Below are 25,456 nucleotides of genomic sequence, written 5' to 3' on the forward strand. Positions count from 1 at the left end.
GGGTCAGGGTCGGGTGGTTTTGGCTCGTGCCAGGACTTCGTCCTCGGTGAGGGCGCTGGCGGGGTGGTGGCTCAGGCACATGGGCGCCGCGAGTTTCGCGAAGCCCGCGCCCTCGGTGGTGCCGTAGAAACTGCCAGCGGCGAGCCGGGCGATATCGTCCACCTGGCCGCCCTTGGCCCTGGCCAGCTCGGTCGCGGCCTGGATCTGGACCGGGGCGTTGAGCCTGCCGAAGAACTGGGTGGCGGCATTGCCGGTGACCCGGTTGTCCAGCGCTTTCGGCGCCTGCGTCGCGTAGACCATGCCGAGCCCGTACTTGCGCGCCTGGGCCGCCAGCTGCAGCGTGCTCTGGCTGGAGACCACGGCCCTGCCCTGCGGCACGAAGGTCTGCGCCTCGTCCAGCACCAGCAGCCCGCCGAGCGGGCGATCCCCCGCCGGGTTGCGCTTGATCCAGGCGAAGAGCGCGAGCTGGAGCTGGTTCACGAAGGTCTGCCGCTGCGCGTCCACCGGCAGCCCGATGCAGCTGATCACCGAGACCCGTGCCCGCTTGCCGGGGCGCGGGGTCAGCAACATGCCGGGGTCGAGCCGGGTGCCCGCGCCGCCGAAGACCGGGTCGTTGATGGTGGCCGCGGCGAGTTCCTCGGCGATGCTCGCCGCCAGCTTGGCGGAGTCGCGCAGGGTGCTGACGCCGTCGGGCAGGTCGGCGAGGAAGTCGACGAAATCGGTCAGGTCGCTGCCGCCGTCCCTGGCGAACCTGGTCAGCGCCTGGATCAGGACGGCATTGCCGGTCGCGGTGCGGCGGCCGGTGAGGCCGGTGCGGGGCAGGAGTCCGGCCACCGAGGCGTCGATGGCGATGCGGAACTCGTCCGGATCGTCGAGGACGCCGGAGAAGTCCGGGAGCGGGTCGAGCGCGATCGGGTTGCCGGTCTCGCGGCGCGGGGTCCAGATGACGACGTCGGTGCCGTCCAGGTAGCGCCGGGCGCGCTCGGCGTCGCCGTCGAGCCAGCTCGGGGGCGGGGTGGGCCAGCCGTCGCCGAGGCGGGCGAGGTCGTTGTTGGTGTCGATGAGGATGGAGGAGACGCCGTGCAGGGCGGCCTCTTCCACCAGGCGGCGGAGCAGGACGGTCTTGCCGGAGCCGCTGCCCGCGAAGACCGTGGTGTGTTTGCGGAGTTGCAGGAGCGGGGTGCGGAGGTCTTTGCCCGTCGTGGTCTTGCGGCCGAGGAGCACGGTGGGCTCGTCGGTGGCCGGCTCCCGCTCCGGCTCCGCGGCGACCGAAGGGGCCGTCGGCACGACGGCCGCCGAGGTGTCGTTCGTTCGAACGAACGACGTCGGGACGTGGCCGTTCGCCGGCTCGCCGAAGATCCGGACGAACAGCTCGGAGCGGCTCGCGGGCCGCCGCGCCGCCAACCATCCCGCCAACCCCGGCGCCCGCTCGGCGAGCAGCGTCTCCAGCGCGGTGAAGGTCTTGAGATCGGCCGCCGCGATCGGCACCGCCACCCCGCGCGCCGCCTCGAAATCGGCGAGCGTCGTCGTGGTCACCGGCCCGGTGGAGAAGGTCGAGTTCCGCAGCACCACCAGGTGCCGCTTGGCCGCGTTCGGCTGAATCCCCGCCTCCAGCGAGGCGGAGCGCAGCCGGGCCAGCACCGCCCGGTGGTGGCTGTGCGCGATGGCGCGGAAACTCCAGTGCTCCTCGTCCTCGCTGGCCTCGTCCAGGGTGCGGCGCAGGCGGGCGTGCAGGGCGGGGGCGACGGTGCGGTCCGGGTCGATGGTGAGTTCCTGGCTCCCTCGGTTCTGCTCCAGCACGTAGGCCTGCAGGGCGGCGTTGAGCAGGGCGACCATGCGCTCGTCCTCGTAGCGGGGGTCGAGGGGGCGGATCACGTCGGCGGAGTCGTGCAGTGCCGCGAAGCGCGCGTCGAGGGTGCCGAGGTCGGCCCGGTCCGGCATCGGCGCCGCCGCCGGTTCGTCGACGGTGCCGAAGTCGGTCAGCTCGACGACGGTGTGCTGCGCCAGGCAGTGGGCGACGTGCTTCTCCAACTGCTGGAGCAGTCTGCGCGGGGTGTACTCCACGATGTCCGGGTGCTCGAATGCGGCGGGGAGTACCGGCCAGGTGGGGTGGGGTGGCTCGAAACCGATCTCGCCGTACAACCCGCCGAGGTGCCGCTCCACGATTGCCCTGGCTACGTCGCCGCCGGGCATGGCGGTGGAGAGCTCGAGCACGGTGAAACGGTCGGCGGCGGAGTTCACCGCGCGCTTGGTGATGAGGTCCCACGATTTCGGGATGCAGGCGGCGACGATCACGGTGCGCGTGGTCTCCTCGCGCATGCGCATCAGCCCGTCGGCGAGCCGGTTGGCCAGCCCGTCCTCATCGTTCTGGTCGGACTGCGCGATCACGGTGTCGACCTGATCGATGGCGAGCACCACCGGTCCGGCCAGCGCGAAGATCCGGCACAGGTCGTGGAAGAGCAACTGCGACTGCTTGCCGCGCTGCCGGAACCCCCACTGCCCCTTGGCCGACTCCTCGATACCGTCGTCCAGGGTCAGGTAGCTGAGCCCGATCTCACGCAGCGGCCCGCGCGCCCGGTAGAGCACCAGGGCGCGCAGCGTGTCGGAGCACTCGGTGGCCACCCGGATGTCGAGATCCTCGATCCGCCCGACGAAGTCGTTCAGGTGCGACGGCTGCACCTCCAGGTTGCCGCGCAGCCGCATGGTGAGTTCGGCATCGCAGCCGGTGCGCTCGGCCAGCTCGCCGAGCAGCCAGCCGAGCCTGCCGCCCTCGGCGAGCAGCCGCGCGACTATGCCGTGCACCGCACCGGCCCAGAAGGACGCGCCGTCGATCAGCTTGGGCATGAAGAAGGCGCCGCCCTGCTGCTCCACCAGCTCGCGCAGCCAGCCGAGCATGTGCGTCTTGCCGACGCCGCGCTCACCCTGCAGTACCAGTCCGGTCGGCGACCGCCGCGGTTGCGTCACCGCCCGCTGGACGGCCCGCTCGATCTCCGCGGCCGCTCTCGGATGCAGGCCGTCCACGTGGTGGCTGAGCGGACTCCAGATCTCGTCCGGGGTGAGCGCGCTGCTGAATTGGATCGAAGCCAGGGCGTGGTATTGCTCCTCGTTCACCGGGCAGCCTCGATGGTGAGCAGGTGCCGGGTGGTGCCGCCGAGCACCACCGCGGCGTCGTGGTCCTGATCGGTCAGCGTCTTCTGATCGGCCTCGGAGCGCACGTGCACCCCATCTCGGCGGGCCAGCTGCTTGATGGCTACGTCGAAATCGTCCCGCGAGACATCGGTCAGCCGCTCCCGCAGCACGGCGAGCCGAATCGGGTGCGCGCCACCCCTGGCCACCGCCGCATACGCCGCAACCACCCGGCTCGGCACATCCGGCCGAAAAATCTCCGCCACCACCTGCCCACTCCCATCCAGGTACCGCCGCAACCCCGCGAGCACCGCGTACAGCGCCCCACCCGCGGGCCCGGACCGCGCGGGCCGCGCCCCGCCCATCTCCTCCGCGCACCACACCGCCCCGCGATCGGTGAGCTCGTGCGCGTAGGTCCGCCCGACCTTGGTGCTGGCGATCAACCCCCGCTCGTTCAACTGCTCCCGCTGCGGCTTCTCCAGCCGCAGCCCGCCCAGCCCGTACAGCTCGGCATTGGTCAGCTCCCTCGCCTCGGCCAGCAGGACGAGCAGGACGCAGCGCTGGGTGAGGGTCAACCGGTCGGACATGCGGGTTCCGTTTCTGTGGGGCGTCAGGGCGCGGGGTGGTCGAGCACGGTGAAGCCGCCGGGGGCGGCGGCGATGCCGCGGGTGCGGCCGTCGGTGACGGTGCCCTCGGCGCGCACGGAGCGGCCGTCCCGGTGTGCGGCGAGGGCACGTTCGTAGTCGGTGTCGGCGGGGAGCCGGACCGGGACGGTGCGGCGGCGGCCGACGGGGGTGCCGTCCAGTTCGAGCACGCCGCGCACCCGGATGAGCCTGCGCTCGCCCTCCTCGTCGTCGAAGAGCCCGGTGACCGGACCCGCGACGACCGCGGGTACGGATTCGGCGAGCGTCGCGGCGGCGTGGATGCGGGCGCCCGCGCCCGCGGGGAAGGTCAGCGTTTCGTGCGGTCGCGGGTTCAGCGGTGACCAGCGGAAGGTCAGCGCGAAGGCGCCCGTGCGCTCGGTTCCGGCCAGGTCGGCGACGGCGAGACAGATCGGCTCCGGGACGCCGTCCGGCGCGGTGCCGTTGTCGGCCGCCGTGCGCACCGCCGCGCAGGTGCGCAGCAGCCGGAGGGCGGTGCGGCGGCCGCCGTCGTCCGCGGGGAGCACCAGGTCGACGCCGAAGACCTCGTCGCCGAGCGCGATCCGGGCGCGGTCGAGCACGTCGGCGGCGAGCGCCTCCTGCGCCGAGTGCGCGAGCAGGTCGTGCATGGCCTGGATCGCGCGCAGCCCGGCGGGCACCGATTCGGTGTGCTCGGCGGCGCGGTAGCCGATCACGTCGTAGCGGACCCGGCCGAGGTCGCGCCGGACCGCGGCGGGCGTCCGGCGCTCGGCGTCGGCGACGCAGCGGGTGAGCTCCCGGAGCCGGGCGGCGGTGTCGGGGAGCTCGGCGGGCGGGACCAGGACGTCGAATTCGTCCCGGCTCCAGATCTCGGCGCCGCGCCAGTGCCCGGTACCGGTCCAGCCGGTAGCGCGCAGGTAGCCGGTGATGTCTCCGATCGGCGGGTGCATCGGCTAGCCCGCCGGGATCGCGGGGCCGCCGGTGACCAGGCCGCGCAGGCTCTCCGCGGTGAGCACATTGCCGAGCGGGATCCTGACCCGGATGTGCTCCCTGGAGTCGGTGGCGGCGCGCGGCGGTTCGTCGCTCAGCGGCAGGTAGTAGCCGATATTGCGGAGCAGCAGCCCGGCGCTGAGCATGGCGGCGTACTCGCCGATTCGCTTCGGCACGTGCACGACGAACAGGTATCGGGGCACGATCGACCCGGCTCCGGCCAGCCGGTCGTACTGCGCCGCGTCGAGCCCATCGAAGGCAAGCACTCCGTTTCGGATCAGCGGCTTGCGCACCGTTTTGACCTGCACATCGATCCGCGGCGAGAACCCGCGCGGACTACGCCCCGGCAACTTCAGGCACAGGTCCACCCCGTCCAGATCCACATCGTCCTGCGCCCACAGCAACCCCGCCGCGGAGGCGAGCACCCGCACGTAGTCGGCGCCGAACTTGCCCTGCTGATTGTTCTGATCGATCCCCTGTGCGCGGCTGGTGGCGAGCACCGGCATCCCCTCCCGACGGTCCGTCGAGAGACGGTAGCGATGCCGAGCCCCCCACGGTGTCGGTCGAAAAGGGGACAGCTACGCGACGAAATCCTCCAGCGCGGCGAACAATTCCCGCTCGCGCCGCTCGTCGTAGGACTCCGGGGAAGAGTCGGCCGCGCGGTCGCGGTCGATGTACCCGCCGGTCGGCGCGGTGACGCGGCCGAGCAGCACGGCCGCCAGCCGGGCTCCGGCGGTGGGCAGGTCGGTGGCGAAGGGGGTGCGGGTGAGGGCGGGGAGGACGCGCCGGGCGACGAGGCGTTCGACGGCGCCCGCGTGGCGGGCGAGGCCGGTGCCGGGGACGAAACCCGGGTTGTAGGAGACGATGCCGACTCCCGCGGGCAGGCGGCGCGCCCACTCGTGCACCAGGTACTGCACGGCGAGTTTGCTGGTGGAGTAGGCGGTGCGGCCCGCGGCGGTGCTCGCGGGACGCCGGAAGGCGGCGGGGCGGGCCAGGGTGCGCGGGTCGCGCCAGACCGGGGCGGGGACCAGGCCGAGGTTGTGCGACAGATCGCCGAAGTGGGTGTCGCTGCCGGTGAGCACGATCCGCGCCGGGGCGGCGAAGTGCCGCTCCAGGCCGCGGAGCAGCAGGTGGTTGGCGAGCACGTTGACGGTGAAGGTGGCCTCGAAGCCGTCCGGGCCGGTGGTGGTCGCGTTCGTGTATTGGATCCCGGCATTGCCCGCGAAGCCGCGCAGCGGGGGTAGGTCGCCGCGGTCGAGCAGGGTGGTGATCCGCTCGGCGGCGGCGCGGATGCTCGCCGGCGAGCGGAGGTCGGCGGGGATCGCGGTGGCGCGCGGGTCGACGGTGGCTGGATCGCGGGCGAGGACCACGAGGTGCAGGTCGGGTTCGGTGAGCAGGTGCTCGGCGGCGATGCGGCCGATGCCGCCGGTCGCTCCGGTCATGACGAGGGTGTGCATGGGGACAACACTCGGTGGTCGCCGGGTGCGCAACCAGGGTCCGGCACAGCGTATGGACCGGCGGTACCCAGGCTCATCGTCGGGCACCGGGCCAGAATGGAGCCATGTCCTTCGGCCCGCTGCTGCACGCCTGGCGCGACCGGCTCGACCCGGCCGACGCCGGACTCCCCGCGGGCAGACGCCGCGCACCGGGACTCCGCCGCGAGGAACTTGCCCAGCTCGCCGGCATCTCGGTCGACTACGTACTGCGGCTGGAGCAGGGCCGCGCCACCCGGCCATCGGCGCAGGTCGTCGGCGCCCTGGCGCGCGCACTGCAACTCTCCCGCTCCGAGCGCGACGAACTCTTCCGCGCCGCCGGACTCCTCCCGCCCAGGGACGGCACCGTCGGCACCCACGTCCCGGCGGGCGTGCAGCGCCTGGTTGCCCGCCTCGGCGACGTCCCGATCGGCGTCTTCACCGCGGCGTGGGACCTGGTCTCCTGGAACCCGCTGTGGTGCGCGCTGCACGGCGACCCGGCCCTGCTCCCGCCGCGGGAGCGCAACCTCGCGCGCTTGCTCTTCGGCCCGTACGCGGCGGTGATGCACCCCATGCGCTCCGAGCGCGGCACCGCGGCCTTCGCCGAGTCGATCGTGGCCGACCTGAAGGACGCCGCGGCGCGGTACCCGGCAGATCCGGGCCTCGCGAGCCTGGTCCGCGACCTGAACGCGGAATCCACTGAGTTCGCCCGGCTCTGGGCCGCCCCGACCCCGCCGCAGCCACACGCCAGCGAGCGCAAGACCATCACGCACCCGGAGGTCGGCGAGCTCACGCTCGACTGCGACGTGCTGCTCGTCCCCGGCGCCGAGCTGCGGGTGGTCACCTACACGGCGGCGGCGCACACGCCGGACGCGGGCAGACTCGAGCTGCTCCGCGTCACCGGTGGGCAGACGGCGGCGCCGCGCCGGGGTTAGGTTGGGCGGGTGGTGACCACGGAGCTTCCCCGGCTGGCCTCGGCCCCCGGCCGCTGGATCCTGCTCGCGACCGTGCTCGGCTCCTCGGTCGCCTCGCTGGACGCGACGGTCGTCAATATCGCGCTGCCGCGCATCGCCGAGTCGCTGCACACCGATGTCGCCGGGCTGCAGTGGACGCTGAACGGCTACACGCTGACGCTGGCCTCGTTCATCCTGCTCGGCGGCTCGCTCGGGGACCGGCTCGGCCGTCGCCGGGTATTCCTCTGGGGCGCGGTGGCGTTCGGCATCACCTCGGTGCTCTGCGGCGCCGCGACCAGTATCGAGATGCTGGTGGCGGCGCGGATCCTGCAGGGCGTCGCGGGCGCCATGCTGACGCCGGGCAGCCTCGCGCTCATCGCGTCCTCGCTGGACCGGCGCGATCAGGGCGCGGCGATCGGGCTGTGGTCGGGGTTCGGCGGGGTGGCGGGGGCGCTCGGGCCGTTCCTCGGCGGCTGGCTCATCGACGTGGCGGGCTGGCGCTCGCTCTTCTTCCTGAACGTGCCGCTCACCCTGGTTGTGGTGCTGGTGGCGCGCAGGCACGTGCCGGAGAGCCGCGACCCGGATGCCCCGGCCCGGCTGGACATCCCCGGCGCCTTCGTGATCGCGCTCGCGCTCGGCGCGCTGACCTTCGGGCTGATCGACGGCGCACCGCTGCTGCTGGTCGCGGGGGTGGCGCTGCTCGCGGCGTTCGTCGCGATCGAGCTGCGCAGCGACCATCCGCTGGTGCCGCCGCGGCTCTTCGCCTCCCGGGTCTTCACCGCGGCCAACCTGGTGACGCTCGCGGTCTACGCGGCGCTCGGCGGCGTCTTCTTCCTGCTGGTGCTGCAGCTGCAGCTGGTCGCCGGGTACTCGCCGCTGCGGTCCGGCGCGGCCACGGTGCCGATCACGCTGATCATGCTGGCGCTCTCGGCGCCGGCCGGGCGCTGGGCGCAGCGCAACGGCGCCCGGCTGCCCATGACGGCGGGACCGCTGCTCGCGGCGGCGGGGCTGCTGCTGCTCACCCGGATCGGGCCGGAGAGCCCGTACCTGCACGACGTGCTGCCCGGCGTGCTGATCTTCGGGCTCGGGCTGGCGGCGCTGGTCGCGCCGCTCACCGGGGCGGTGCTCGGCGCGGTGCCCGCGGGCGAGGCAGGCATCGCCTCCGGGGTGAACAACGCGGTGGCCCGCACCGCGCAGCTGCTCGCGGTGGCGGCGCTGCCCGGGCTGGCCGGGCTCACCGGCGCGCTGGACGACCCGGTCGCCTTCGACCAGGGTTTCGGCCGGGCCATGGTGATCTGCGCGGGGCTGCTGGTCACCGGCTCGGTGCTGGCCGCCGTCCTGCTCCGGCCCCGGCACACCGCGAGCCTCGACGGCGTCGACTGCATGCCGCAGTGCGCGGCCGCCACCGGCCCGGCGTTGGCACCGGCCCGGATCGGCGCCGATCGGCCGGACCCGGCGGCGCCGGAAGACCGCGGTGGCGAAGGTCGGCCCGGGTAGCCCCTCCCAGATCAGCCCAGGTAGACCGGGAGCCGCTGGTGGCCGTTGGAGACGAAGCTCCCCATCGGCACCAGCTCCGCGGGGTCGACCGCGAAGCGCAGCCCGGGGAACCGCTCGAACAGCGCGGGCAGCGCGATCGACGCCTCCAGCCGGGCCAGCGGCGCCCCGATGCAGTGGTGCGCGCCGTGCCCGAAGGAGAGGTGCTCCTTGTTCGCCCGGTGCACGTCGAACTGCCCGGCGGTGGCGCCGTGGATCTTCGGATCCCGCCCCGCGCCCGCGTAGGAGGCGAGGATGGCATCGCCCTGCCGGATCACCGCGCCGCCGACCTCGATATCCGCCACCGCGTAGCGCAGCGGCAGGTGCGCGACCGGGGCCTGGTAGCGCAGCGCCTCCTCCACCACCTCCGCCCACGGCACCCGCCCGGCCAGCACATCGGCCAGCTGCTCCGGATGCGTGAGCAGCGCGGTGATCGCCTGGTCGAGCAGGTTCACCGTGGTCTCGTGGCCCGCGTTGATCACCAGCATGAGGGTGTCGACCAGCTCCTTCTCCGAGAGCCGGGAGCCGTCCTCGGCCCTGGTGGTGATGAGGACGCTGGTCACGTCGTCGCCGGGGTGCTCGGTGCGGTACGCCACGAGCTGCGTGACCAGACCGTACATCTCGAGGTAGTTGGCCTGCGCGGCCTCCGGGCCGAGCGAGGTGTCGAAGAAGCCGTCCACGCACCGGTGCAGCGGCCCGCCCAGCTCGGCGGGCACGCCGAGGATCTCGGTGATCACCGTGATCGGCACCGGGTAGGCGAAACCGGTGCGCAGATCGGCGATCTCACCCGGCGGGGTGGCCGCGAGCCGGTCCAGCAGCTCGGTGGTGATCTCGGTGATCCGGTCGCGCATGCCGGTGCTGCGCCGGTGCGTGAACGCGGGCGAGACCAGGGTGCGCAGCCGCCGGTGCTCGCTGCCGTAGGCGGTGAACATGTTCTCCGCGGCCACCCACGGGTGCAGCGGCCAGGACTCGTCGATCTCGCCCGCGCGGAACGCCGTCCAGTGCTGCCGCGGATCCTTGGAGACCCGCGGATCGGCGAGCAGGCTCCTCAGCGCCGCCGCGTCGGTGACCGACCAGGCGGGCACCCCGCCGGGCAGCAGCACCGGCGCGACCGCGCCGCCCGCCCTGATCCGCTCCGACTCACCCTGGATATCCGCGCCGGTCGGGTCCAGCACGATCGCGTTCATGGTCGGGAAGCTCCTTTTATCGGGTTTGCATCGGTGGGGACGGGGGGAAGGTGACCGGGAGCGCCGCCAGCGCCCGGTGGAACGGGCCGGGGCGGCGCTGCAGCTCCGCCTCCGGCACCGCGAGCTCGAGATCGGGCAGCGCGTCCAGCAGCTGGTCGATGGCCTCCTGCACGACCAGGTAGGCGACCGATTTGGCGGGGCAGGCGTGCGGGCCCGCGCCCCAGGCCAGGTGCGAGCGGTTGCCGGTGTGGTCGGCGGCGCGGATCCGCGGGTCGTTGTTGGAGCCGGAGAGGCTGATCAGCACCGGCTGGTGCGCGGGCAGCCAGGTGTTGTCGATGAGGATCGGCTGGCGCGGGTAGGAGGTGCAGAAGTTCGCCATCGGCGGGTCGTCGAAGAGCACCTCGTCCAGGGCGTCCCTGGTGGAGAGCGCACCGCCGAGCATGTTCCCGCCGAAGCGGTCGTCGGTCACCATGAGCAGCAGGGTGTTGGCGATCAGGTTCTGCTGCGGCTCGATGCCCGCGCCGTAGAAGCTGATCAGGTTGCTCAGCATCTCGGTGTCGTCCAGCCCGGCAGGGTGGTGCGCGAGCCGGGAGGTGACGTCGTCGCCCGGCTCCCGGCGGCGCAGCGCGATCAGCTCCAGCAGCGCGGTGCTCAGCATCTCCATGCCGCGCGCCGCCTCGACGGTGTCGAAGAGCATGGCCATGCCGTTGGCGACCCGCGCGCCGAGCTCGGCCGAGCAGCCGACCATCCGGTTCAGCACCTCGAAGACCAGCGGAAAGGCGTACTGCGCGATGAGATCCGCGGCTCCGGTGGTGCAGAACTGGTTGATCAGCGGCACCGCGATCTGCTCCACGGTGGCGTGCAGCGCGTGCAGGTCGATGCCGTCGATGGCGGCGACGTAGGCCTGCCGGTAGCGCAGGTGCGCCTGGCCGCTGTTGCGCAGCGCGTTCGGGTACCACTCCATCATCGGCTTGACCGGGGAGTCCGGCGGGATGCTGTCCTGCCAGGCGCGCGGGTCGGCCGGGAAGTGCTCCGGGTCGTTCAGGATCCGCACCGCGGTCTGGTAGCCGAGCACCAGCGTCGCGGGCACGCCGGGCGCCAGCTCGATCGGCGCCAGCGACCCGTACTTGTCGCGCATGGCGCGGTAGGCGCCGTGCGGGTCGGCCGCGAACTCCGCGGTGTGCAGCGGAACGCGGGGGCCGTCGGTCTCGACGGGCGAACCGTGCGCAACCGGGCAGCCACCGGCGGGCGCGTCGGACAGCGTGGACGGGGCGGATCGGGGGGTATTCACAGACGCGGCTCCAAGCAGGGGTACAGGACGACGCCCGGGGTGGCCGGTGCGGAGTCCGGCCGCGCCCGCGGAGCCGCCGGCGCGCACTCACGACCGATCGACCCCACGCTTCCCCCAGCCTTCTCGCACCACTCACCCGGGAGACCCGGGCGTGAATCCGGTGACGTGGCCGCGAAAAGCGGGCTTCGTCACAATGGACCCGACTACGGTAACAGCGGGCGGTTTTGAGCGCACTGGTCGGTATTCCCGAGCTCGAGGAGGCGCGCCGCCCGTTCCGCGCGGGATGCGCCGCGCGTGCTGCCGGATAGCTGTGGCCCGCACTCCGTACCCTGGGAACGGTGGATACGGAACTGGTCACCTTCATGGCCCGCGAGCGCGACGAGCTCGAGCGGTTCCTGCTGGAGCACCAGTTCGCCGTGGACGAGCTGCTCACCAAGGTGACCATCCTGCGCCGGGAGTTCATGCACCTGCGGCACTACAACCCGATCGAGCACGTCACCTCGCGGGTCAAGTCGCCGGCCAGCATGCTGCAGAAGGCGCTGCGCAAGGGGGTGCCCGCCGACCTGGACAGCATCCGGGCCCAGCTCACCGATATCGCGGGGATCAGGATCACCTGCAGCTTCATCGCCGACACCTACCTGGTGCTGGAGACGCTCACCGCGCAGAGCGACGTCCGGGTGCTGGAGATCAAGGACTACATCGCCCGGCCCAAGCCGAACGGGTACAAGAGCCTGCACGCCATCGTCCAGATTCCGGTCTTCCTCTCCACCGGCCCCAAGGACATGAAGGTCGAGCTGCAGATCCGCACCGTCGCGATGGACTTCTGGGCCACCACCGAGCACAAGATCTTCTACAAGTACGACGGCGACGTCCCGCCCCGGATCGTGGCCGACCTGGCCGAGGCGGCGCGGGTCGCCGACGAGCTGGACCGGCGCATGGAGGAGCTGCACGCGGAGGTGCACGGCACCGAGGAGCCGGCTGCTGCTGTGGAGTAGCGGTGTCGGTGCCGTGGTGTAGGCAGGGAGCCATGACCAGAACGAGCACCCGGCTGCTGGATGTTCGCCGGATTTGGGCCGAGCCCGCGGCGCTGGCCAGCCCGCGCGGGCAGCAGGTGCGGGCGCGCTTCCCGGCGGCCGAGATCATCCCGGTCGATTCGCACTGGAAGATCGACCGGCTGCACGGCAACGAGGGCAATGTCGAGCGCTGGATCCGGGTGAAGACCGAGGATCTGGTGCTCGGCGAGAAGAAATCGCTGACCGCGCGCCCCAACGGCCGCTCCGCGGACTGGATCGCGCCCTCCACCTCGAACGGCTGCGCCATGGCCTGCGCCTACTGCTACGTCCCGCGGCGCAAGGGCTACGCCAACCCGATCACGGTCTTTACCAATATCGATCGGATCGTCGGCTACCTGGAGCGGCACGTGCGCAGGCAGGGGCCGAAGCCGGAGCCGAACCAGTGCGACCCGCACGCCTGGGTCTACGACCTCGGCGAGAACAGCGACTGCTCGGTGGATGCCCTGGTCAGCGACAATGTCGCCGATCTGGTCACCGCCTTCCGCGGCTGGCCGACGGCGAAGGCATCCTTCGCCACCAAGTACGTCAACCGCGAGCTGCTCGCGCTCGACCCGCGCGGCCGCACCCGCATCCGCTTCTCGCTCATGCCCGAGGCCGACGCCAAGCTGCTCGACCTGCGCACCACCCCGATCCGCGAGCGCATCGCCGCCATCGACGACTTCGTGGCCGCCGGGTACGAGGTGCACGTGAACTTCTCGCCGGTGGTGCTGCGCGCGGGCTGGGAGCGGGACTGGGCCGAGCTGCTGGAGCAGCTCGCCGACGGCACCGGCCCCGCCTTCCGGGCGCAGGCCGCCGCCGAGATCATCATGCTCACGCACAACGAGCAGCTGCACGAGGTCAACCTGGGTTGGCACCCGAAGGCCGAGGAGCTGCTCTGGCGGCCGGCGGCGCAGCAGCCCAAGCGCTCGAACGGCGGCATGTGGAATGTGCGCTACCGCAACGACCTCAAGGCCGCGGGGGTGGCGGCGCTGACCGAGCTCATCGCCGCCCGCACGCCCTGGCTCACCGTGCGCTACGCGTTCTGAGTCAGCGCGCGCACCGCGGCGAGGAGGTCGTCGATATCGGCCTCCCGGTGCGCGAACGAGGTGACCAGGCGGACGATCCCCGGCTCCCAGCGGTCGGCGTAGAAGGCGTAGCCGCGCTCGCGCAGCCCGGCGGTGAGCTCGGCCGGGAAGTGGCAGAACAGGATATTGGCGCCGAGCTCGCCGGAGACCCGCACGCCGGGCGCCGCCGCCAGCCCGGCGCGCAGCCGCTCGGCCATGGCATTGGCGTGCGCGGCGAGCCGCAACCAGAGGCCGTCCTCGAGGTAGGCGCCGAGCTGCGCGGTCTGGAACCGCATCTTGGCGGTGAGCTGGCCGCCGCGCTTGTGCCGGAAGGCCAGCTCGGTGGCGAGCGCGGGGTCGAAGCAGGCAATGGCGTCGGCGGTCATGGTGCCGTTCTTGGTGGCGCCGAAGGAGAGCACGTCGACGCCGCTGCGCCAGGTCAGCTCGGCGGGGGTGGCGCCGAGCGCGGCGAGCGCGTTGGCGAAGCGGGCGCCGTCCATGTGCACGCGCAGCCCGGCTTCCCGCGCGATGCCGGTCAGCTCGTTCAGCTCGGCCACGGTGTAGACGCTGCCCGTCTCGGTGGCCTGGGTGAGGCTGAGCACCGAGGGCTGCACGCTGTGTACGTCGCCGCGCTTGCGCCCGGCCGCGGCCCGCAGCGCCGCCGGGTCGATCCTGGAGTTCGCCCCGCCGACCGGCACGATCTTCGCGCCGCCGGTGAAGAACTCCGGCGCGCCCGCCTCGTCGTTGTCGATGTGCGCGTCCGGGTGCGCCAGGATGCTGCCCCACGGCGGGGTGAGCGCGGCCAGCGCGATGCCGTTCGCGGCCGAGCCGGAGCTGACCGGGAACACCGCCACCTCCCGCTCGAACAGCTCCGCGAAGCGCCGGTACACCGCCTGCGAGAGCGGGTCGTTGCCGTACGGGACGGCGGGCCCGGCCGCGGCGGCGGCCACCGCGGCCAGCACCTCCGGCGCCGCACCGGCGGCGTTGTCGCTGAGGTAGCCACGCAGGAGCTCGGTCATCGGGGCCTTTCGCCGACGGTGTGCGGTTGCCGGTTTGATCCTCGTGCATCCGGACACCCGACGCTCATCCGAGGGAGCAGGAGCTGGTCGCATGGACAGGGAACAGCGGGAGCGGCCCGCGGCCGCGGGGCTCGCCGCCCTGCTCACCCGGCGGGCGGGCGTTCCGGTCGAGGTCGGCCCCGGCGAGCCGGCCACGGTGCGCTGGGTCGACGGCCCGACCGTCGGGCAGATGGCGGAACTCGTCGCCGAGCTGCGCGCGGACGAGCTGCTGCGGCCGGGGGCGCTGAGCTACGCGCACCGCCCGAGCAGCCACGGCCGCGCGGTCACCGCGCTGCTCTGGCTGGACGAGGCGCCGGAGCGCTGCGGGCTGCACGAGGCGGTGGTCGCGGACCGCGCGGAGCGCGATATCGGCCGCCCCGAGCTCGCCGAGCACGGGTGGCAGCGGCGCGCCGCCGCGCTGCTCGGCCTCGGCCCCGGCGGGCACCGCTTCACCCTGACCGCGCTGCGGCTGCTGCTCGAGGTGGCCAGGACGCACGGCTGGGAGGCCGGGCTCACCTGGCTCGACACCACCGCGAGCGCCCCGCGCTCCCGATTGCGGGTCGTGCGCTGAGGACACGCCCGGCGACCGGTGGCTCCGGTCCCGCAGCGCGCCGCCCTGGTTGGGTGGCAGCCGACACGCACCAGGGGATCGCGAGGGGGTAGACCATGCACGCCGCCGGAGAACGGGCGCACCGGCTGGAGCTGCGCGCGGATATGCCGGTCCGGGAGTACGGCGCCGACGGGGGAGTGGACGAACAGCTCAGGGCGGAGCTCGCCGCGCACCTCGGGGCGGGGCTCGCCGCTCCGGCACCGGAGGCCGCGCTGGTCTGGCTGCGCGCCGACGACGCGCCGCCGATCGAGCTGCGCGAGGTAGCCGACGCATTGCCGCCCTACGCGCCGATCTGGGTGCTCACCCCGAAACCCGGCCACCGGGGCCATATCCCGGCGGGCGCGCTGGTCGACGCCGCCGACCGGGCCGGCATCGTGATCACCGACCACACGGCGATCACCGGGAGCTGGACCGCCACCTGCATGCGGCGCCCGCACGCGGAGCCGGGATCTTGACGCGCCGGGTGCGACCGGCAACACTACTGACCGGTAATCGGACTGTCGTGTCCGGTTGGGGAGCGGCGTCGCTCGGGCGCGCCTCGATGCAGAGGATGGCAACGTGGGAACCGGTCGGATAACCCTCGCGGTGGCCGCGGCCGCCGCCGCCGTGACCGTGCTGGCCGGCGGCACGGTGGCGCCGGTCGCGAACGCGGCGCCGGACAACAGCTTCTTCGCCTACCGCGGGCAGACGCCGCTCGCGGCCTACGAGCCGGGCACGGTGCTCGCCAGCCGCACGCTCCCCTACCACCTGCTCGGGTTCGCCACGCCGCTCACCGCGGTGCAGCTCCTCTACCGCAGCACCGACGCGCAGGGCAGGCCGAGCGCCAACGTCACCTCGGTGCTGCTCGCCCCCGGCGGCGCCGACCCGGAGCGGGTGGTCGCGTACGGGTCGGCGTACGACTCGCTGAACCCGGAGCACAGCCCCTCCCGCGCGGTCTCCGGCAATGTCAGCTTCGGCGGCGCCATCGCCGACTCCGAGGCCGCGGTCATGGGGCTCTTCCTCGCGCAGGGCTTCACCGTGATCGTCCCCGACACCGAGGGGCAGTCGGCGAACTTCGCCGCCGGGCCCGAGTACGGGATGAACACCCTGGACGCCATCCGGGCCGCGACCGCCACCGCCGCCACCGGGCTGAATCCGGGGGCCAGGGTCGGGCTCTTCGGCTACTCCGGCGGCGCCATCGCCACCAACTGGGCGGCGGCGCTGGCGCCCGAGTACGCGCCGGAGGTGAATGCCGGCCTGGTCGGCGTCTCCGAGGGCGGCGTGCTGGTGAACCCGGCACGCAACCTGCGCTACATCGACGGCAGCATCGGCTGGGCCGGGGTGGCCGCGATGGCCATCATCGGGATCGCCCGCTCCTACGACATCGACTTCACGCCGTACCTCAATGATTTCGGCGCGCGGATCGCGGCGCAGCTGTCGTCGGCGTCGATCGCCAATGTGCTGTTCCAGTACCCGGGGCTGACCTGGGCGCAGCTGACCAAGCCGGAGTACGCGAACCCGAACAGCGTGCCGCCCTTCGTGGAGACGGTCGCCAGGATCGACCTCGGGCTGGCGCCGACCCCGACGGTGCCGATGTTCATCGGCCAGGGCGCCAACGGCATCCTGGAGGGCACCGACGGCGGCAAGCCGGGCGTCGGGCCGGGCGACGGCGTGATGATCGCGGGCGACGTGCGGGCGCTGGCGCGCCAGTACTGCGACACCGGCAACACCACGGTCACCTACCGCCAGTACGACGCGCTCAGCCACATCCCGGCGCTGGCCGCCTGGTCGCCGGAGGCGGTCACCTGGCTGGTCGACCGCTTCGCCGGGAAGCCCGCGCCGAACAACTGCGCGACCATCGCCTCCGGCAACTCGCTGGCGCCGGAGCTCTGAGCGCTACCGGATGACCGCGCGGCCCTCGCCGGGGGTGGCCCTGGCGCGGGCATATGCGGCCGCCTCCGGCGAATCGCTGTGCCGGAGCGCGGCGTCGAGTTCGGCGCCCGACCCGACGGCGGCGAGCAGCACGACGATGGCGGCGGCGGCCTCGGGGCCGGGGAGTGCGCGCAGCTCCTCGCGGTAGCGCTCCGGCTCGGTGAGCTGGATGGCGCGGCGCGCGCAGGCGTGCACCCGGCGCGGGAGCTCGGCGCGGATGAGCGCGAGGTCGCTCTCCAGGGCGTGGCCCGGCTGCTCCGGGTCCGGGCGCAGCGACCAGGGCGAGTGCGGGTCGGGGAGCCGGGGCAGCTCCGCGGCGGTGCCCCGCCACGTGACGTAGTCGCGCCAGGCGTCGGGCACGGCGCTCGCGGCGAGCCCGAAGCTGATGACCTGCTGCCCGTCGGTCCAGGTGCGGACCACCCGGGTGCGCTCCACCACCGCCACGCCCCCCGGCTCCGCCCGCACCCAGCGCGGCTCGGCCCCGGCGAACCCGTACGGCTCCAGCAACTTCCCGGTTGTGCGCCACAGGCGGCGCAGCGCCGAATCGGGTTTGACCATCGGGGAAGGGTAGCGGGCCGGGGTGACACCGGCCGCCGTCAGCGCCCGGACGGCAGCGCGGCCAGGTAGTGCTCGCGTTTGCCCGGCTGGATGTTCGCCCGCGCGGCATCGCCGCCGTAGTGGGCGAGCACCCGGTGGTCCATCACCCGCCGCCAGAGCGGGGGCAGCACGGCGAGCACGATCATGCCCGCGTAGCCGGCCGGGAGCTGCGGCGCGACCTCGGTGCTGCGCAGGGTTTGGTAGCGGCGGCCGGGGTTGGCGTGGTGGTCGCTGTGCCGCTGCAGGTGGAACAGGAAGATATTGGTGACCAGGTGGTCGCTGTTCCAGCTGTCGCGGGGGGAGCAGCGGGCCCAGCGGCCGTCCGGGCGGCGCTCGCGCAGCAGGCCGTAGTGCTCGACGTAGTTCACCGTCTCCAGCAGCCCCGCGCCGATCACCGCCTGGAGCAGCAACCACGGCGCTATCTCCCAGCCGAAGCCCGCGATCAGCGCGCTGAAGAGCACCAGCGTCATGGTCCACGCCTGCAGGATGTGGTTGCGCGGGCTCCACCACCCCGAGCCCGTGCGCGCCAGCCGCTCCCGCTCCAGCCGCAGCGCCGAGCGGAACCCGCCCGCCACCGTGCGCGGCAGGAAGGCGTACAGCGACTCGCCGAGCCTGGCGCTCGCCGGATCCCCCGGGGTGGCGACCCGCACGTGGTGCCCGCGGTTGTGCTCCACGAAGAAGTGCCCGTACCCGGACTGCGCGAGCGCGATCTTGGCCAGCCACCGCTCCAGGTGCTCGGCGCGGTGCCCCAGCTCGTGCGCGGCGTTGATGCCGATACCGGAGACCAGCCCCAGCGTGGTCGCCAGCCCGATCTTGTCCCAGGTCCCCAGCTCGGCCCCGCCCCACATGGCGCAGGCGAGCAGCAGCCCGACCAGCTGGACCGGCAGGAAGAGGTAGGTGCACCAGCGGTAGTACCGGTCCGCGGAGAGCAGCTCGTAGTCCTCGTCGCGGGGGTTGGAGCCGTCCTCGCCGATGAGCACGTCGAGCAGCGGAATGGCGACGAGCACGATCATCGGCCCGATCCACCAGAACACCGGCAGCCCGGTCCGGTACACCAGCTGCGAGGGCAGCAGCGCGGAGGCGGGCGCGATCAGCCCGAGCATCCACAGGTGCCGCTTCGGGTCACGTCCCCGTTCGCTCGCCCACATCGCTCCCGTCCCTCGCGCTCGACCGCGGCTGGCGAGTCCGACCTCGCAACCATCGTGCCAGGTACATCGCCCGCGAGACCAGCAATGTTTCGGCAACGACACGCCGACGGAACGGCGACATTCTTCCCGGCGTCAGCTGCCGCCGCGCGTGGTCGCGATGACGGCGGCGTGCAGGTACCACCAGTCCCTCGGCTCGGTGGGGTTGAGCCCGGTGAGCTCGCCGACCCGGCGCAGCCGGTAGTCGAGGGTGTTGGGGTGCACGTGCAGCCGCTGCGCCGTGAGCTGGCGGTGCCGGTTCGCCTCGATGTAGACGCGCAGGGTGTGCAGCAGCTCGGGGTGCTCGGTCAGCGGGGCGAGCTGGGTGCGCAGCAGGTCGCGGCCGATGCCGGGGCGGGTGAGCTGGTACTCCAGCGCGAGCTCGTCGAAGCGGTGCACCCCCGGCTCCAGCCCGAGCTGCTCGACGGTGTCCAGCAGCTCGTGCGCCTGCCTGGCGGCGGTGGCGACCGTCTCGGGGGTCGCGCTGAAGACGGTGGCGGTCAGCGGCACCCGGGCCGCCGCCGCGAGGTCCCGCACCAGCCCGTCGATCTGGTCCTCGGTGCAGTGGTCCTCCGGGACCAGCACGGTCCCGCCGTCCACCGAGAGCAGCGAGAGCGCGTGCTCGCCGAACCGCCCGGCCAGCGCGGACTGCAGCCTGCGGAGTTTGCGCCGCGCCACCACCGCCCGGTCCAGGTCGGCCCGGTGCTCGTCCGGGTGCGCCGGGACGGCCAGCGCGAGCACGAAGTACCCCGGCGCCAGCGGGATCCCGGACTCCCGCGCCATCGCCGAGCCGCCGTGCCCGCCGAGCAGCGCCGAGGTCAGGGTGTGCACGGAGGTCTGGTGCCCGTCGGCGACGCCGCGCAGCTCCCGGATGTAGGTCTTGCTGACGGTGCAGCTGATCAGGTCGAGCAGCTCGACCACCGCCGTGGTGCCGGTGGTGATGTCGAACCCCGCCGCCGGGCCGGGGAAGAGCGCGTCCAGCCCCGCCCGGACGCCGTGGTGCACGCCGCGCAGCACGGTGTCGATGGGGACGCCCTCCCTGGCCCACTCGGCCGCGGCCGGCTCCAGCCGCTCGATCCGGCCGTCCGGCGCCCGCCCCTGCTCCAGCCGCTGCACGAGCCAGCCGAGGCAGCCGCGCACGACGGCGGTGAGGTCGGCGCCCGCAGGCGCGTTCGGCGCGCCCGCGCAGGCGATGCCGGAGCGCGCCAGGTGCGCGGTCAGATCGCGCGACAGCCGGTGCATCTCCGGTCGCGCGGGCGATATCGGGGAATTGTGGGGTCCGGAATCGGGCCGGACGCTGCTCTCGGCCATCACGGGTGACCTCCTCGCGTGGAAACCGCCGCGCCGCCGTGTTCTCGACGAATACGGCGTTATCGAACGGTAATAGGCGCCTTCGCTCGCTTACCACTCCGCTTCTCCGAACTTCGGTCGACGGCTGTGAACTGGGGGAATACCGGAGCCACCTGGGCGGGATGAGAGGCCGGAACCTGTTCCCGTCGCCCGGTGCTCACTTTTCCCGTGTCCGAAAACATCGCTCTCCGAACCTTTTCGGAGTTTCTGTGGCCGGACACCGCCCTTTCCGGGCGAACTTAGTGAGCATTCCAGTAACCGCCGCTGACCGGGGTATTCAAGCTGGTTTCCGCCGTAGCGTCAGCCCGCAGTCGCGGTCGGCGACGTTGTCGGGAGAACGATGCCGTTCTCGGAGAAAGGCACGGTATGAAACGTCGTAGGTGTGGTCGGGCAGTGGGCTCGGCGGTGCTGATGGTGGTCTCGATGCTGGCGATCGGGTTCACCGGTGTCGCGCAGGCGGAGCCGGTGTCGGCGGATGAGCAGGCGCTGGCCGATTACATCGCGGCGGGTCGCCCGGTGGCGGATTCGGGGAGCTCGTCGGGGTCGGCGTGCGACTCCGGCAGTGGTGCGGGGTCGGGCAACGGCTCGGGTGACTGCTACGGCGGGTCCGGTTCCAGCTCGGGCTCCTCGGGCGGATATGCCAGCGACACCGTGGGTTTCGGTCCGGAGCAGTCGTCGTGGGTGGCGGCGTTCGGGTACGGGCTCGGTAACCCCGATGTGGCCCCGCCGGGAACCAACGACTGGAACTGCAAGCCGACGGCGGAGCACCCGAAGCCGGTGGTGCTGGTGCACGGGACGTGGATGAACGCCTACAACGGGTTCGCCTACATGTCCAAGCCGATCACCGATGCCGGGTTCTGCACGTTCACCTTCAACTACGGCCGGTCCAGCCTGATCGAGGGTGGTGGTCTCGGCGCGGTCCTGCCCGGGGTGATGGGCACCGGGTACATCCAGGACTCGGCCAAGCAGCTCGCGACGTTCGTGGACCGGGTGCTGGCCGCGACCGGCTCCGACGAGGTCGACCTGGTGGCCCACTCCCAGGGCGGCTCGATGGCGAACTGGTACACCAAGTTCGAGGGCGGCGCGGCCAAGGTCGACAAGCTGGTCACCTTCGGCGCCACCCACCACGGCACCAGCCTGGACGGCATCGGCGCGCTCGGCCGGGCGATCAACAACCTCGGGATCGACATCCTCGGCTTCATCGAGATCTTCGTCGGCCACGCCGGTATCCAGCAGACCATCGGCTCGGACTTCGTGAACAACCTGAACGCCAACGGCGACACCGTGGCCGGCGTCGACTACACCGTGGTCGGTACCCGCTACGACGAGATCACCAACCCGTACGACCTGACGTTCCTGAAGGCGGGGCCGGGGGCGACGGTCCGCAACATCACGCTGCAGGACGGCTGCGAGCAGGACGTCTCCGATCACCTGACGGTGATGTACTCCCCGCGGGCCCTGTCGATCACGCTCAACGCGCTCGATCCGCAGGCGCACCCGAGCCTGGTGTGCACCTTCAACCCGTGGCTGATCGGCGGCGGCGGCAAACTCTGATCCACCGGAAACGACGAAGGAGCCCGGGATCCCCGGGCTCCTTCGCGGTGTGTCAGGCCACGGCGGGTTCGGCGAGCGCCTGCTCGCGCAGCGTCGCCAGCACCCGGGTGAGAATCCGCGACACCTGCATCTGCGAGATGCCGAGCCGCTTGGCGATCTCCGACTGGGTGAGGTTGTCGCCGAAGCGCCACGTCAGCACCTGCCGGTCGCGCTCGGGCAGCGCGGCCAGCAGCGGGCCGACGGTGATGGCGTCCTCCAGCAGGTTGTAGCCGGGGTCGGGGGCGGCGAAGGAGTCGAGCGCCGAGGTGGTGCCGGAGTCGTCGTCGCCGCCGCGCGGCTGCTCGATGGGCTCGGCGGCGTAGCCGTTGCGGGCGATCAGCGCCTGGGTGACCTCGACCAGGTCGACGTCGAGGTGCGCGGCGATCTCGCGCGCGGTCGGCATCCGGTGCAGCTTGTGCGAGAGCACCTCGATGGCCGGGGCCAGCCGCTGCTGCAGCTCCTTGGTGGCGCGCGGCACCCGGACCGCCCAGGTGCGGTCGCGGAAGTGCCTGCGCACCTCGCCCATGATGGTCGGCACCGCGAAGCCGACGAACGAGGCGCCCACCGTGACGTCGAAGCGGTCGACGGCCTGCACCAGCCCGACCATGGCGACCTGCACCAGGTCGTCCGCGTTCTCGCCGCGGCCCGCGAACTTCATCGCGATGTGCTCGGCCAGCGGTAGCGCCGCGGTGATGATGTCCTCGCGCAGCCTGGCCCTGGCCGGATCGGCCTGGTCGAGAGCGGCCAATTCGGTGAAACGGGGCTCGAGGTTCTCGTAGCCGCCTTTGCTGGTACGGCGGGCGACATCGCGGTAGGCGGTCATCGTCGTCGAGTTCATCGGGTACCTCTTCCGGCCGGGCAGGGCGAACGCACGTCCTAGCTGGTACCCGGACCCTTTGCGCCCAAACCGCTTCGGGCCGACTTTCCGCCGGGCCCCGTACTACCCGGCCACGCGAGGTCGCCCCGGCGCAGCGATCGGCCCGGGCGGCCCGCAGGAGATCGGGACTATCCGGGCAAAACCACCGCTGAGCAGGCACGCGGCAATCGGACACCGGTCGGGGCGCGCGCGGCACCGGACGGCCCGCCCGGCATACTCGGGAGAAACCGGCCCGATTGGAGCAGGCATGAACACCGCCGCCACCGCCGCACCCACCGACAAGCTCGATCGCGGCGTGATCGTCACGGGGCTGGTCATCGTGTCCGGGATGATCATGGTGGTGCTCGACACCACGATCGTGAACGTGGCACTGGACGCGCTGAGCACCGAGCTCGGCGCCCCGCTCTCCACCACCCAGTGGGTGGTCACCGGCTACCTGCTCGCGGTGGCGCTGGTCATCCCGCTGACCGGCTGGGCCATGGACCGCTTCGGCCCGAAACCGACCTGGCTCACCGCGGTTTCGCTCTTCGTGCTCGGCTCCGCGCTCTGCGCGACCGCCTGGTCGGTGGAGAGCCTGGTCTTCTTCCGGGTGCTGCAGGGGCTCGGCGGCGGCATGCTGCTCCCCGCCGGGCAGGCCATCATCACCAGGGCGGCCGGGCCGAACCGGCTGGGCCGGGCCATGAGCATCATCGGCGTCCCCATGCTGCTCGGCCCGGTGCTCGGCCCCGTGCTCGGCGGGCTGCTCGTGGAGTACACCGGCTGGCACTGGATCTTCCTGGTGAACGTGCCGGTCGGCGCGCTCGCCCTCGCGCTCGCGGTGTGGAAGCTGCCCGCGGGCGACGTGCTCGCCGACCCGGGCAAGCTCGACCTGCGCGGGCTGGTGCTGCTCTCCGGCAGCCTGGTCTGCCTGCTCTACGGCCTCTCCGAGGCGGCGTCGCGGGGCGGCTTCGGGGAGTGGGGCGTGCTCGGCTGGCTGCTCGCCGGCGCCATCGGCCTCGCCCTCTACACCTGGCACAGCCTGAACCGCGGCTCCGCCTCCATCATCGATGTCCGGCTGCTCGGCAACCGGCTCTTCGCCGGCGCGACCGTCGCGGTGTTCCTGGTGGCGATCGCGCTCTTCGGCGGCATGCTGCTGCTCCCGCTCTACTACCAGACCGTGCGCGGCGAGGGCGCGCTCGGCGCCGGGCTGCTGCTCGCCCCGCAGGGCCTCGGCGCCATCGTGGCCATGGTGATCGGCGGCAGGCTGGTGGACCGGATCGGCGCGGGGTACGTGGTGCCGGTCGGCGTGCTGCTCGCGCTCCTCGGCACCTTCCCGTTCACCCAGGTCGGCACCGATACCTCGTACCTCTGGCTGAGCCTGGCGCTGTTCGTGCGCGGCATGGGGCTCGGCTCGGTGATGATGCCGACCATGGCCGCCGCCTACTCCAGCCTGGACCGCGACATCGTCTCCAGGGCCGCGCCGACGCTCTCCGCCATCCAGCAGGTCGGCGCCTCGCTCGGCAGCGCCCTGCTGGTGACCGCGCTGACCCAGCACCTCACCGAGCAGCTGACCGCCAAGGGGCTCAGCACCGCCGGTGGCGGCGCCGACCAGATCAGCACGGTGCCGCCGGAGGCGCTGCCCATCGTCGGGCCGCTGCTCGCCGATGCCTTCGGCTTCGCCTTCTGGGTCGCCTTCGCGCTGACCGCGGTGATCATCCTGCCCGCGCTCTTCCTGCCCCGGCACCGCACGAAGGCGCCGGAGGAGGCCGCGGTGGCGTCGGGGATCTAGCGAACTGCTTTCGATCGGAACCGGTGCGCGGCCCCCGCGCGCCCGGTTACCGTTGACGGCGGCGATATCGCCGCGGCCGCGGCGCTACCGGATGTGCGGGGGGCCGATGGGGGAGCCGCAGCAGTGGATCGTGCCGGTGACGGCCGCCCTGGTCGCGGTCTCGGCGCTGGCCCTGGCCTGCCCGCACCCGTGTGCGGGGCGCGGGCGGGTCGCACACGGCGTGCTGTGCGTCGCGATGGCCGCCATGCTGGTCCCCGCCTACGACCCGCTGGGGCCGCTGCCGTGGGCGCTGGTGCTCGGCGGGGTCGGGCTGTGGCTGGCCGACGCCCCGGTTCCGCTCGCCCTCCGGCTCCCGGTGATCGCGGATGTGCTGGTCATGGCGGTACTGCTGCTGGCCGCGGACGGCGCGGTGGGCGCGGCCGGCGCGGTGGCGATGCCGGGCGCGGCGCACCAGCACGGTGGCTCGGCGGGGCCGGGCTGGCTCTCGCTGCCCCTGGTGGCGCTGCTGGTGTGGGGCTGGGTGCGGGTGCACGTGTGGTGGGCGGGGCGCGGTGTGCGCGAACCCGCCCAATCCGTCACGGGCACCGTCGCCCACCTCGCGATGACCGCGGCCATGCTGCTCATGGCGCTCGGTCACCTGCTGTGAATCAGCCGGCGAAGTCCGGGCAGAGGTTGGTCGTCGCGGCGCTGACGAAGAGCGTGCCCTGGTCGAAGTGGTAGGTCCCCTCGACCGCGGAGATCTCGTCCAGCACCGAGGTGCCGCCGCGCAGGTGGCCGCAGGTGATGTACCCGGCCTCCACCATCTCCGGCGCCGTCCGGCCCGGCAGCGTGGCATTGGTCAGTCCGATCTGCTCGAGGAACGAGGCCTCGGCGCCCGGGTCGGCCACCGCGGTGGCGCCGGCGCCGGCGAGCGCGGTGAAGGCGAGTGCGGTGGCGATGGCGAAGGTGCGGAGGTGGTTGCGGGTGGTTCCCATGATGTCTTCCCTCGATCCGGCGGTGTGGCTGCTGTAGTAACCATGATTCCGCCGCCGTGACCTCGGAAGAACCCACCCCAGGGCTGGAACGGGCCACCCCCGGGTAAACCCGCTGTCCCCGTACAGGATTGATCCCATGTATGCGCGTGGGCGATAGGCTAGGCTAACCTAGCATTCGCTAGGAGGGGGTCGGGTCATGCGTGCGCTGTCGTTCGAGCCCGAGGTCGCGAATCCGGCGGTCCCCTG

General features: G+C 72.7%; 23 protein-coding genes. 10 read left to right on the top strand and 13 right to left on the bottom strand.

Annotated features, from left to right (window positions below):
• Positions 1–3: 3 nt before the first annotated feature.
• The 5 genes from AB0H71_RS15970 to AB0H71_RS15990 form a co-directional block, all read right to left on the bottom strand.
• On the bottom strand, positions 4–3,111 hold the full coding sequence (locus AB0H71_RS15970; protein ID WP_357020667.1) for a zonular occludens toxin domain-containing protein: 3,108 nt from the start codon (positions 3,109–3,111) through the stop codon (positions 4–6).
• Positions 3,108–3,713, bottom strand: a complete 606-nt coding sequence (locus AB0H71_RS15975) for a hypothetical protein (RefSeq protein ID WP_357020670.1) — start codon at positions 3,711–3,713, stop codon at positions 3,108–3,110. Before AB0H71_RS15975 ends, AB0H71_RS15970 begins: the two co-directional genes overlap by 4 nt.
• A gap of 23 nt (positions 3,714–3,736) precedes the next feature.
• Positions 3,737–4,696: a hypothetical protein gene (locus tag AB0H71_RS15980; RefSeq protein ID WP_357020672.1), complete on the bottom strand. Its 960-nt coding sequence runs from the start codon at positions 4,694–4,696 to the stop codon at positions 3,737–3,739.
• A 3-nt stretch (positions 4,697–4,699) separates the two neighbouring features.
• Entirely contained in the window at positions 4,700–5,236 is a 537-nt protein-coding gene (locus tag AB0H71_RS15985) for a DUF4365 domain-containing protein (protein ID WP_357020675.1), read from the bottom strand.
• 78 nt (positions 5,237–5,314) lie between these two features.
• Positions 5,315–6,178 carry an SDR family NAD(P)-dependent oxidoreductase gene (locus AB0H71_RS15990; protein WP_357020678.1) on the bottom strand — a complete coding sequence of 288 codons (864 nt, stop codon included), beginning with the start codon at positions 6,176–6,178 and terminating at the stop codon, positions 5,315–5,317.
• Positions 6,179–6,297: 119 nt separating this feature from the next.
• Between AB0H71_RS15990 and AB0H71_RS15995 the strand changes: the two genes are divergently transcribed.
• A complete protein-coding gene (locus tag AB0H71_RS15995) occupies positions 6,298–7,143 on the top strand; it encodes a helix-turn-helix transcriptional regulator (protein WP_357020681.1) in 846 nt (281 codons plus the stop codon).
• A gap of 12 nt (positions 7,144–7,155) precedes the next feature.
• The gene (locus tag AB0H71_RS16000; RefSeq protein WP_357021915.1) at positions 7,156–8,658 is read left to right on the top strand and encodes an MFS transporter; all 1,503 of its coding nucleotides are present in this window, start codon (positions 7,156–7,158) and stop codon (positions 8,656–8,658) included.
• Positions 8,659–8,669: 11 nt separating this feature from the next.
• Here AB0H71_RS16000 and AB0H71_RS16005 read toward each other — a convergent pair whose 3' ends face one another.
• Positions 8,670–9,881, bottom strand: a complete 1,212-nt coding sequence (locus tag AB0H71_RS16005) for a cytochrome P450 (RefSeq protein WP_357020684.1) — start codon at positions 9,879–9,881, stop codon at positions 8,670–8,672.
• Positions 9,882–9,897: 16 nt separating this feature from the next.
• Positions 9,898–11,172, bottom strand: coding sequence for a cytochrome P450 (locus AB0H71_RS16010; protein ID WP_357020687.1), 1,275 nt, complete (start codon positions 11,170–11,172; stop codon positions 9,898–9,900).
• 362 nt (positions 11,173–11,534) lie between these two features.
• Between AB0H71_RS16010 and AB0H71_RS16015 the strand changes: the two genes are divergently transcribed.
• Together AB0H71_RS16015 and AB0H71_RS16020 are read left to right on the top strand one after the other, a co-directional pair.
• Positions 11,535–12,167, top strand: coding sequence for a GTP pyrophosphokinase family protein (locus AB0H71_RS16015; RefSeq protein WP_357021917.1), 633 nt, complete (start codon positions 11,535–11,537; stop codon positions 12,165–12,167).
• Positions 12,168–12,199: 32 nt separating this feature from the next.
• The gene (locus AB0H71_RS16020) at positions 12,200–13,270 is read left to right on the top strand and encodes a spore photoproduct lyase family protein (protein ID WP_357020690.1); all 1,071 of its coding nucleotides are present in this window, start codon (positions 12,200–12,202) and stop codon (positions 13,268–13,270) included.
• Here AB0H71_RS16020 and AB0H71_RS16025 read toward each other — a convergent pair.
• A complete protein-coding gene (locus AB0H71_RS16025; protein ID WP_357020693.1) occupies positions 13,258–14,307 on the bottom strand; it encodes a beta-eliminating lyase-related protein in 1,050 nt (349 codons plus the stop codon). The two genes, AB0H71_RS16020 and AB0H71_RS16025, sit on opposite strands and share 13 nt — an antisense overlap.
• A gap of 91 nt (positions 14,308–14,398) precedes the next feature.
• On the opposite strand from AB0H71_RS16025, the gene AB0H71_RS16030 reads away from it, so the two are divergent.
• The 3 genes from AB0H71_RS16030 to AB0H71_RS16040 all read left to right on the top strand — a co-directional run bounded on the left by AB0H71_RS16030 (position 14,399) and on the right by AB0H71_RS16040 (position 16,828).
• On the top strand, positions 14,399–14,917 hold the full coding sequence (locus AB0H71_RS16030) for a hypothetical protein (protein ID WP_357020696.1): 519 nt from the start codon (positions 14,399–14,401) through the stop codon (positions 14,915–14,917).
• A gap of 95 nt (positions 14,918–15,012) precedes the next feature.
• Positions 15,013–15,411, top strand: a complete 399-nt coding sequence (locus AB0H71_RS16035; RefSeq protein WP_357020699.1) for a DUF3052 family protein — start codon at positions 15,013–15,015, stop codon at positions 15,409–15,411.
• Between the two features lie 103 nt (positions 15,412–15,514).
• On the top strand, positions 15,515–16,828 hold the full coding sequence (locus AB0H71_RS16040) for a lipase family protein (RefSeq protein ID WP_357020701.1): 1,314 nt from the start codon (positions 15,515–15,517) through the stop codon (positions 16,826–16,828).
• A gap of 3 nt (positions 16,829–16,831) precedes the next feature.
• Here the strand turns inward: AB0H71_RS16040 and AB0H71_RS16045 are convergent, their stop codons facing one another.
• From AB0H71_RS16045 to AB0H71_RS16055, 3 genes are all read right to left on the bottom strand, one after another.
• Positions 16,832–17,425, bottom strand: coding sequence for a hypothetical protein (locus tag AB0H71_RS16045; RefSeq protein ID WP_357020704.1), 594 nt, complete (start codon positions 17,423–17,425; stop codon positions 16,832–16,834).
• A gap of 38 nt (positions 17,426–17,463) precedes the next feature.
• Positions 17,464–18,612 carry an alkane 1-monooxygenase gene (locus AB0H71_RS16050; protein ID WP_357020707.1) on the bottom strand — a complete coding sequence of 383 codons (1,149 nt, stop codon included), beginning with the start codon at positions 18,610–18,612 and terminating at the stop codon, positions 17,464–17,466.
• A gap of 132 nt (positions 18,613–18,744) precedes the next feature.
• Positions 18,745–19,890 (bottom strand): helix-turn-helix domain-containing protein, encoded by a 1,146-nt coding sequence (locus AB0H71_RS16055; RefSeq protein WP_357020710.1) that lies wholly within the window; start codon positions 19,888–19,890, stop codon positions 18,745–18,747.
• Positions 19,891–20,421: 531 nt separating this feature from the next.
• On the opposite strand from AB0H71_RS16055, the gene AB0H71_RS16060 reads away from it, so the two are divergent.
• Positions 20,422–21,552: an alpha/beta fold hydrolase gene (locus tag AB0H71_RS16060; RefSeq protein ID WP_357021920.1), complete on the top strand. Its 1,131-nt coding sequence runs from the start codon at positions 20,422–20,424 to the stop codon at positions 21,550–21,552.
• 52 nt (positions 21,553–21,604) lie between these two features.
• On the opposite strand, the gene AB0H71_RS16065 is transcribed toward AB0H71_RS16060, so the two are convergent.
• The gene (locus AB0H71_RS16065) at positions 21,605–22,429 is read right to left on the bottom strand and encodes a SigB/SigF/SigG family RNA polymerase sigma factor (protein WP_357020713.1); all 825 of its coding nucleotides are present in this window, start codon (positions 22,427–22,429) and stop codon (positions 21,605–21,607) included.
• A gap of 286 nt (positions 22,430–22,715) precedes the next feature.
• On the opposite strand from AB0H71_RS16065, the gene AB0H71_RS16070 reads away from it, so the two are divergent.
• On the top strand, positions 22,716–24,236 hold the full coding sequence (locus AB0H71_RS16070; RefSeq protein WP_357020716.1) for a DHA2 family efflux MFS transporter permease subunit: 1,521 nt from the start codon (positions 22,716–22,718) through the stop codon (positions 24,234–24,236).
• Between the two features lie 106 nt (positions 24,237–24,342).
• The gene (locus AB0H71_RS16075) at positions 24,343–24,882 is read left to right on the top strand and encodes a DUF5134 domain-containing protein (RefSeq protein WP_357020719.1); all 540 of its coding nucleotides are present in this window, start codon (positions 24,343–24,345) and stop codon (positions 24,880–24,882) included.
• Between the two features lies 1 nt (position 24,883).
• Here AB0H71_RS16075 and AB0H71_RS16080 read toward each other — a convergent pair whose 3' ends face one another.
• Complete coding sequence (locus tag AB0H71_RS16080) at positions 24,884–25,210, bottom strand: DUF732 domain-containing protein (protein WP_357020722.1); 327 nt, start codon at positions 25,208–25,210, stop codon at positions 24,884–24,886.
• Between the last annotated feature and the right edge of the window lie 246 nt (positions 25,211–25,456).

The organism is Nocardia sp. NPDC050697 (genome assembly GCF_040654395.1).
Lineage (GTDB): Bacteria > Actinomycetota > Actinomycetes > Mycobacteriales > Mycobacteriaceae > Nocardia.

Bases quoted from the DNA above. Each gene is read 5' to 3' on its own strand.
- AB0H71_RS15975 (WP_357020670.1), bottom strand. From the start codon at position 3,713: ATGTCCGACCGGTTGACCCTCACCCAGCGCTGCGTCCTGCTCGTCCTG.
- AB0H71_RS15980 (WP_357020672.1), bottom strand. From the start codon at position 4,696: ATGCACCCGCCGATCGGAGACATCACCGGCTACCTGCGCGCTACCGGC.
- AB0H71_RS15990 (WP_357020678.1), bottom strand. From the start codon at position 6,178: ATGACCGGAGCGACCGGCGGCATCGGCCGCATCGCCGCCGAGCACCTG.
- AB0H71_RS15995 (WP_357020681.1), top strand. From the start codon at position 6,298: ATGTCCTTCGGCCCGCTGCTGCACGCCTGGCGCGACCGGCTCGACCCG.
- AB0H71_RS16005 (WP_357020684.1), bottom strand. From the start codon at position 9,881: ATGAACGCGATCGTGCTGGACCCGACCGGCGCGGATATCCAGGGTGAG.
- AB0H71_RS16015 (WP_357021917.1), top strand. From the start codon at position 11,535: ATGGCCCGCGAGCGCGACGAGCTCGAGCGGTTCCTGCTGGAGCACCAG.
- AB0H71_RS16020 (WP_357020690.1), top strand. From the start codon at position 12,200: ATGACCAGAACGAGCACCCGGCTGCTGGATGTTCGCCGGATTTGGGCC.
- AB0H71_RS16025 (WP_357020693.1), bottom strand. From the start codon at position 14,307: ATGACCGAGCTCCTGCGTGGCTACCTCAGCGACAACGCCGCCGGTGCG.
- AB0H71_RS16030 (WP_357020696.1), top strand. From the start codon at position 14,399: ATGGACAGGGAACAGCGGGAGCGGCCCGCGGCCGCGGGGCTCGCCGCC.
- AB0H71_RS16035 (WP_357020699.1), top strand. From the start codon at position 15,013: ATGCACGCCGCCGGAGAACGGGCGCACCGGCTGGAGCTGCGCGCGGAT.
- AB0H71_RS16045 (WP_357020704.1), bottom strand. From the start codon at position 17,425: ATGGTCAAACCCGATTCGGCGCTGCGCCGCCTGTGGCGCACAACCGGG.
- AB0H71_RS16050 (WP_357020707.1), bottom strand. From the start codon at position 18,612: ATGTGGGCGAGCGAACGGGGACGTGACCCGAAGCGGCACCTGTGGATG.
- AB0H71_RS16055 (WP_357020710.1), bottom strand. From the start codon at position 19,890: ATGCACCGGCTGTCGCGCGATCTGACCGCGCACCTGGCGCGCTCCGGC.
- AB0H71_RS16060 (WP_357021920.1), top strand. From the start codon at position 20,422: ATGCTGGCGATCGGGTTCACCGGTGTCGCGCAGGCGGAGCCGGTGTCG.
- AB0H71_RS16065 (WP_357020713.1), bottom strand. From the start codon at position 22,429: ATGAACTCGACGACGATGACCGCCTACCGCGATGTCGCCCGCCGTACC.
- AB0H71_RS16070 (WP_357020716.1), top strand. From the start codon at position 22,716: ATGAACACCGCCGCCACCGCCGCACCCACCGACAAGCTCGATCGCGGC.
- AB0H71_RS16075 (WP_357020719.1), top strand. From the start codon at position 24,343: ATGGGGGAGCCGCAGCAGTGGATCGTGCCGGTGACGGCCGCCCTGGTC.
- AB0H71_RS16080 (WP_357020722.1), bottom strand. From the start codon at position 25,210: ATGGGAACCACCCGCAACCACCTCCGCACCTTCGCCATCGCCACCGCA.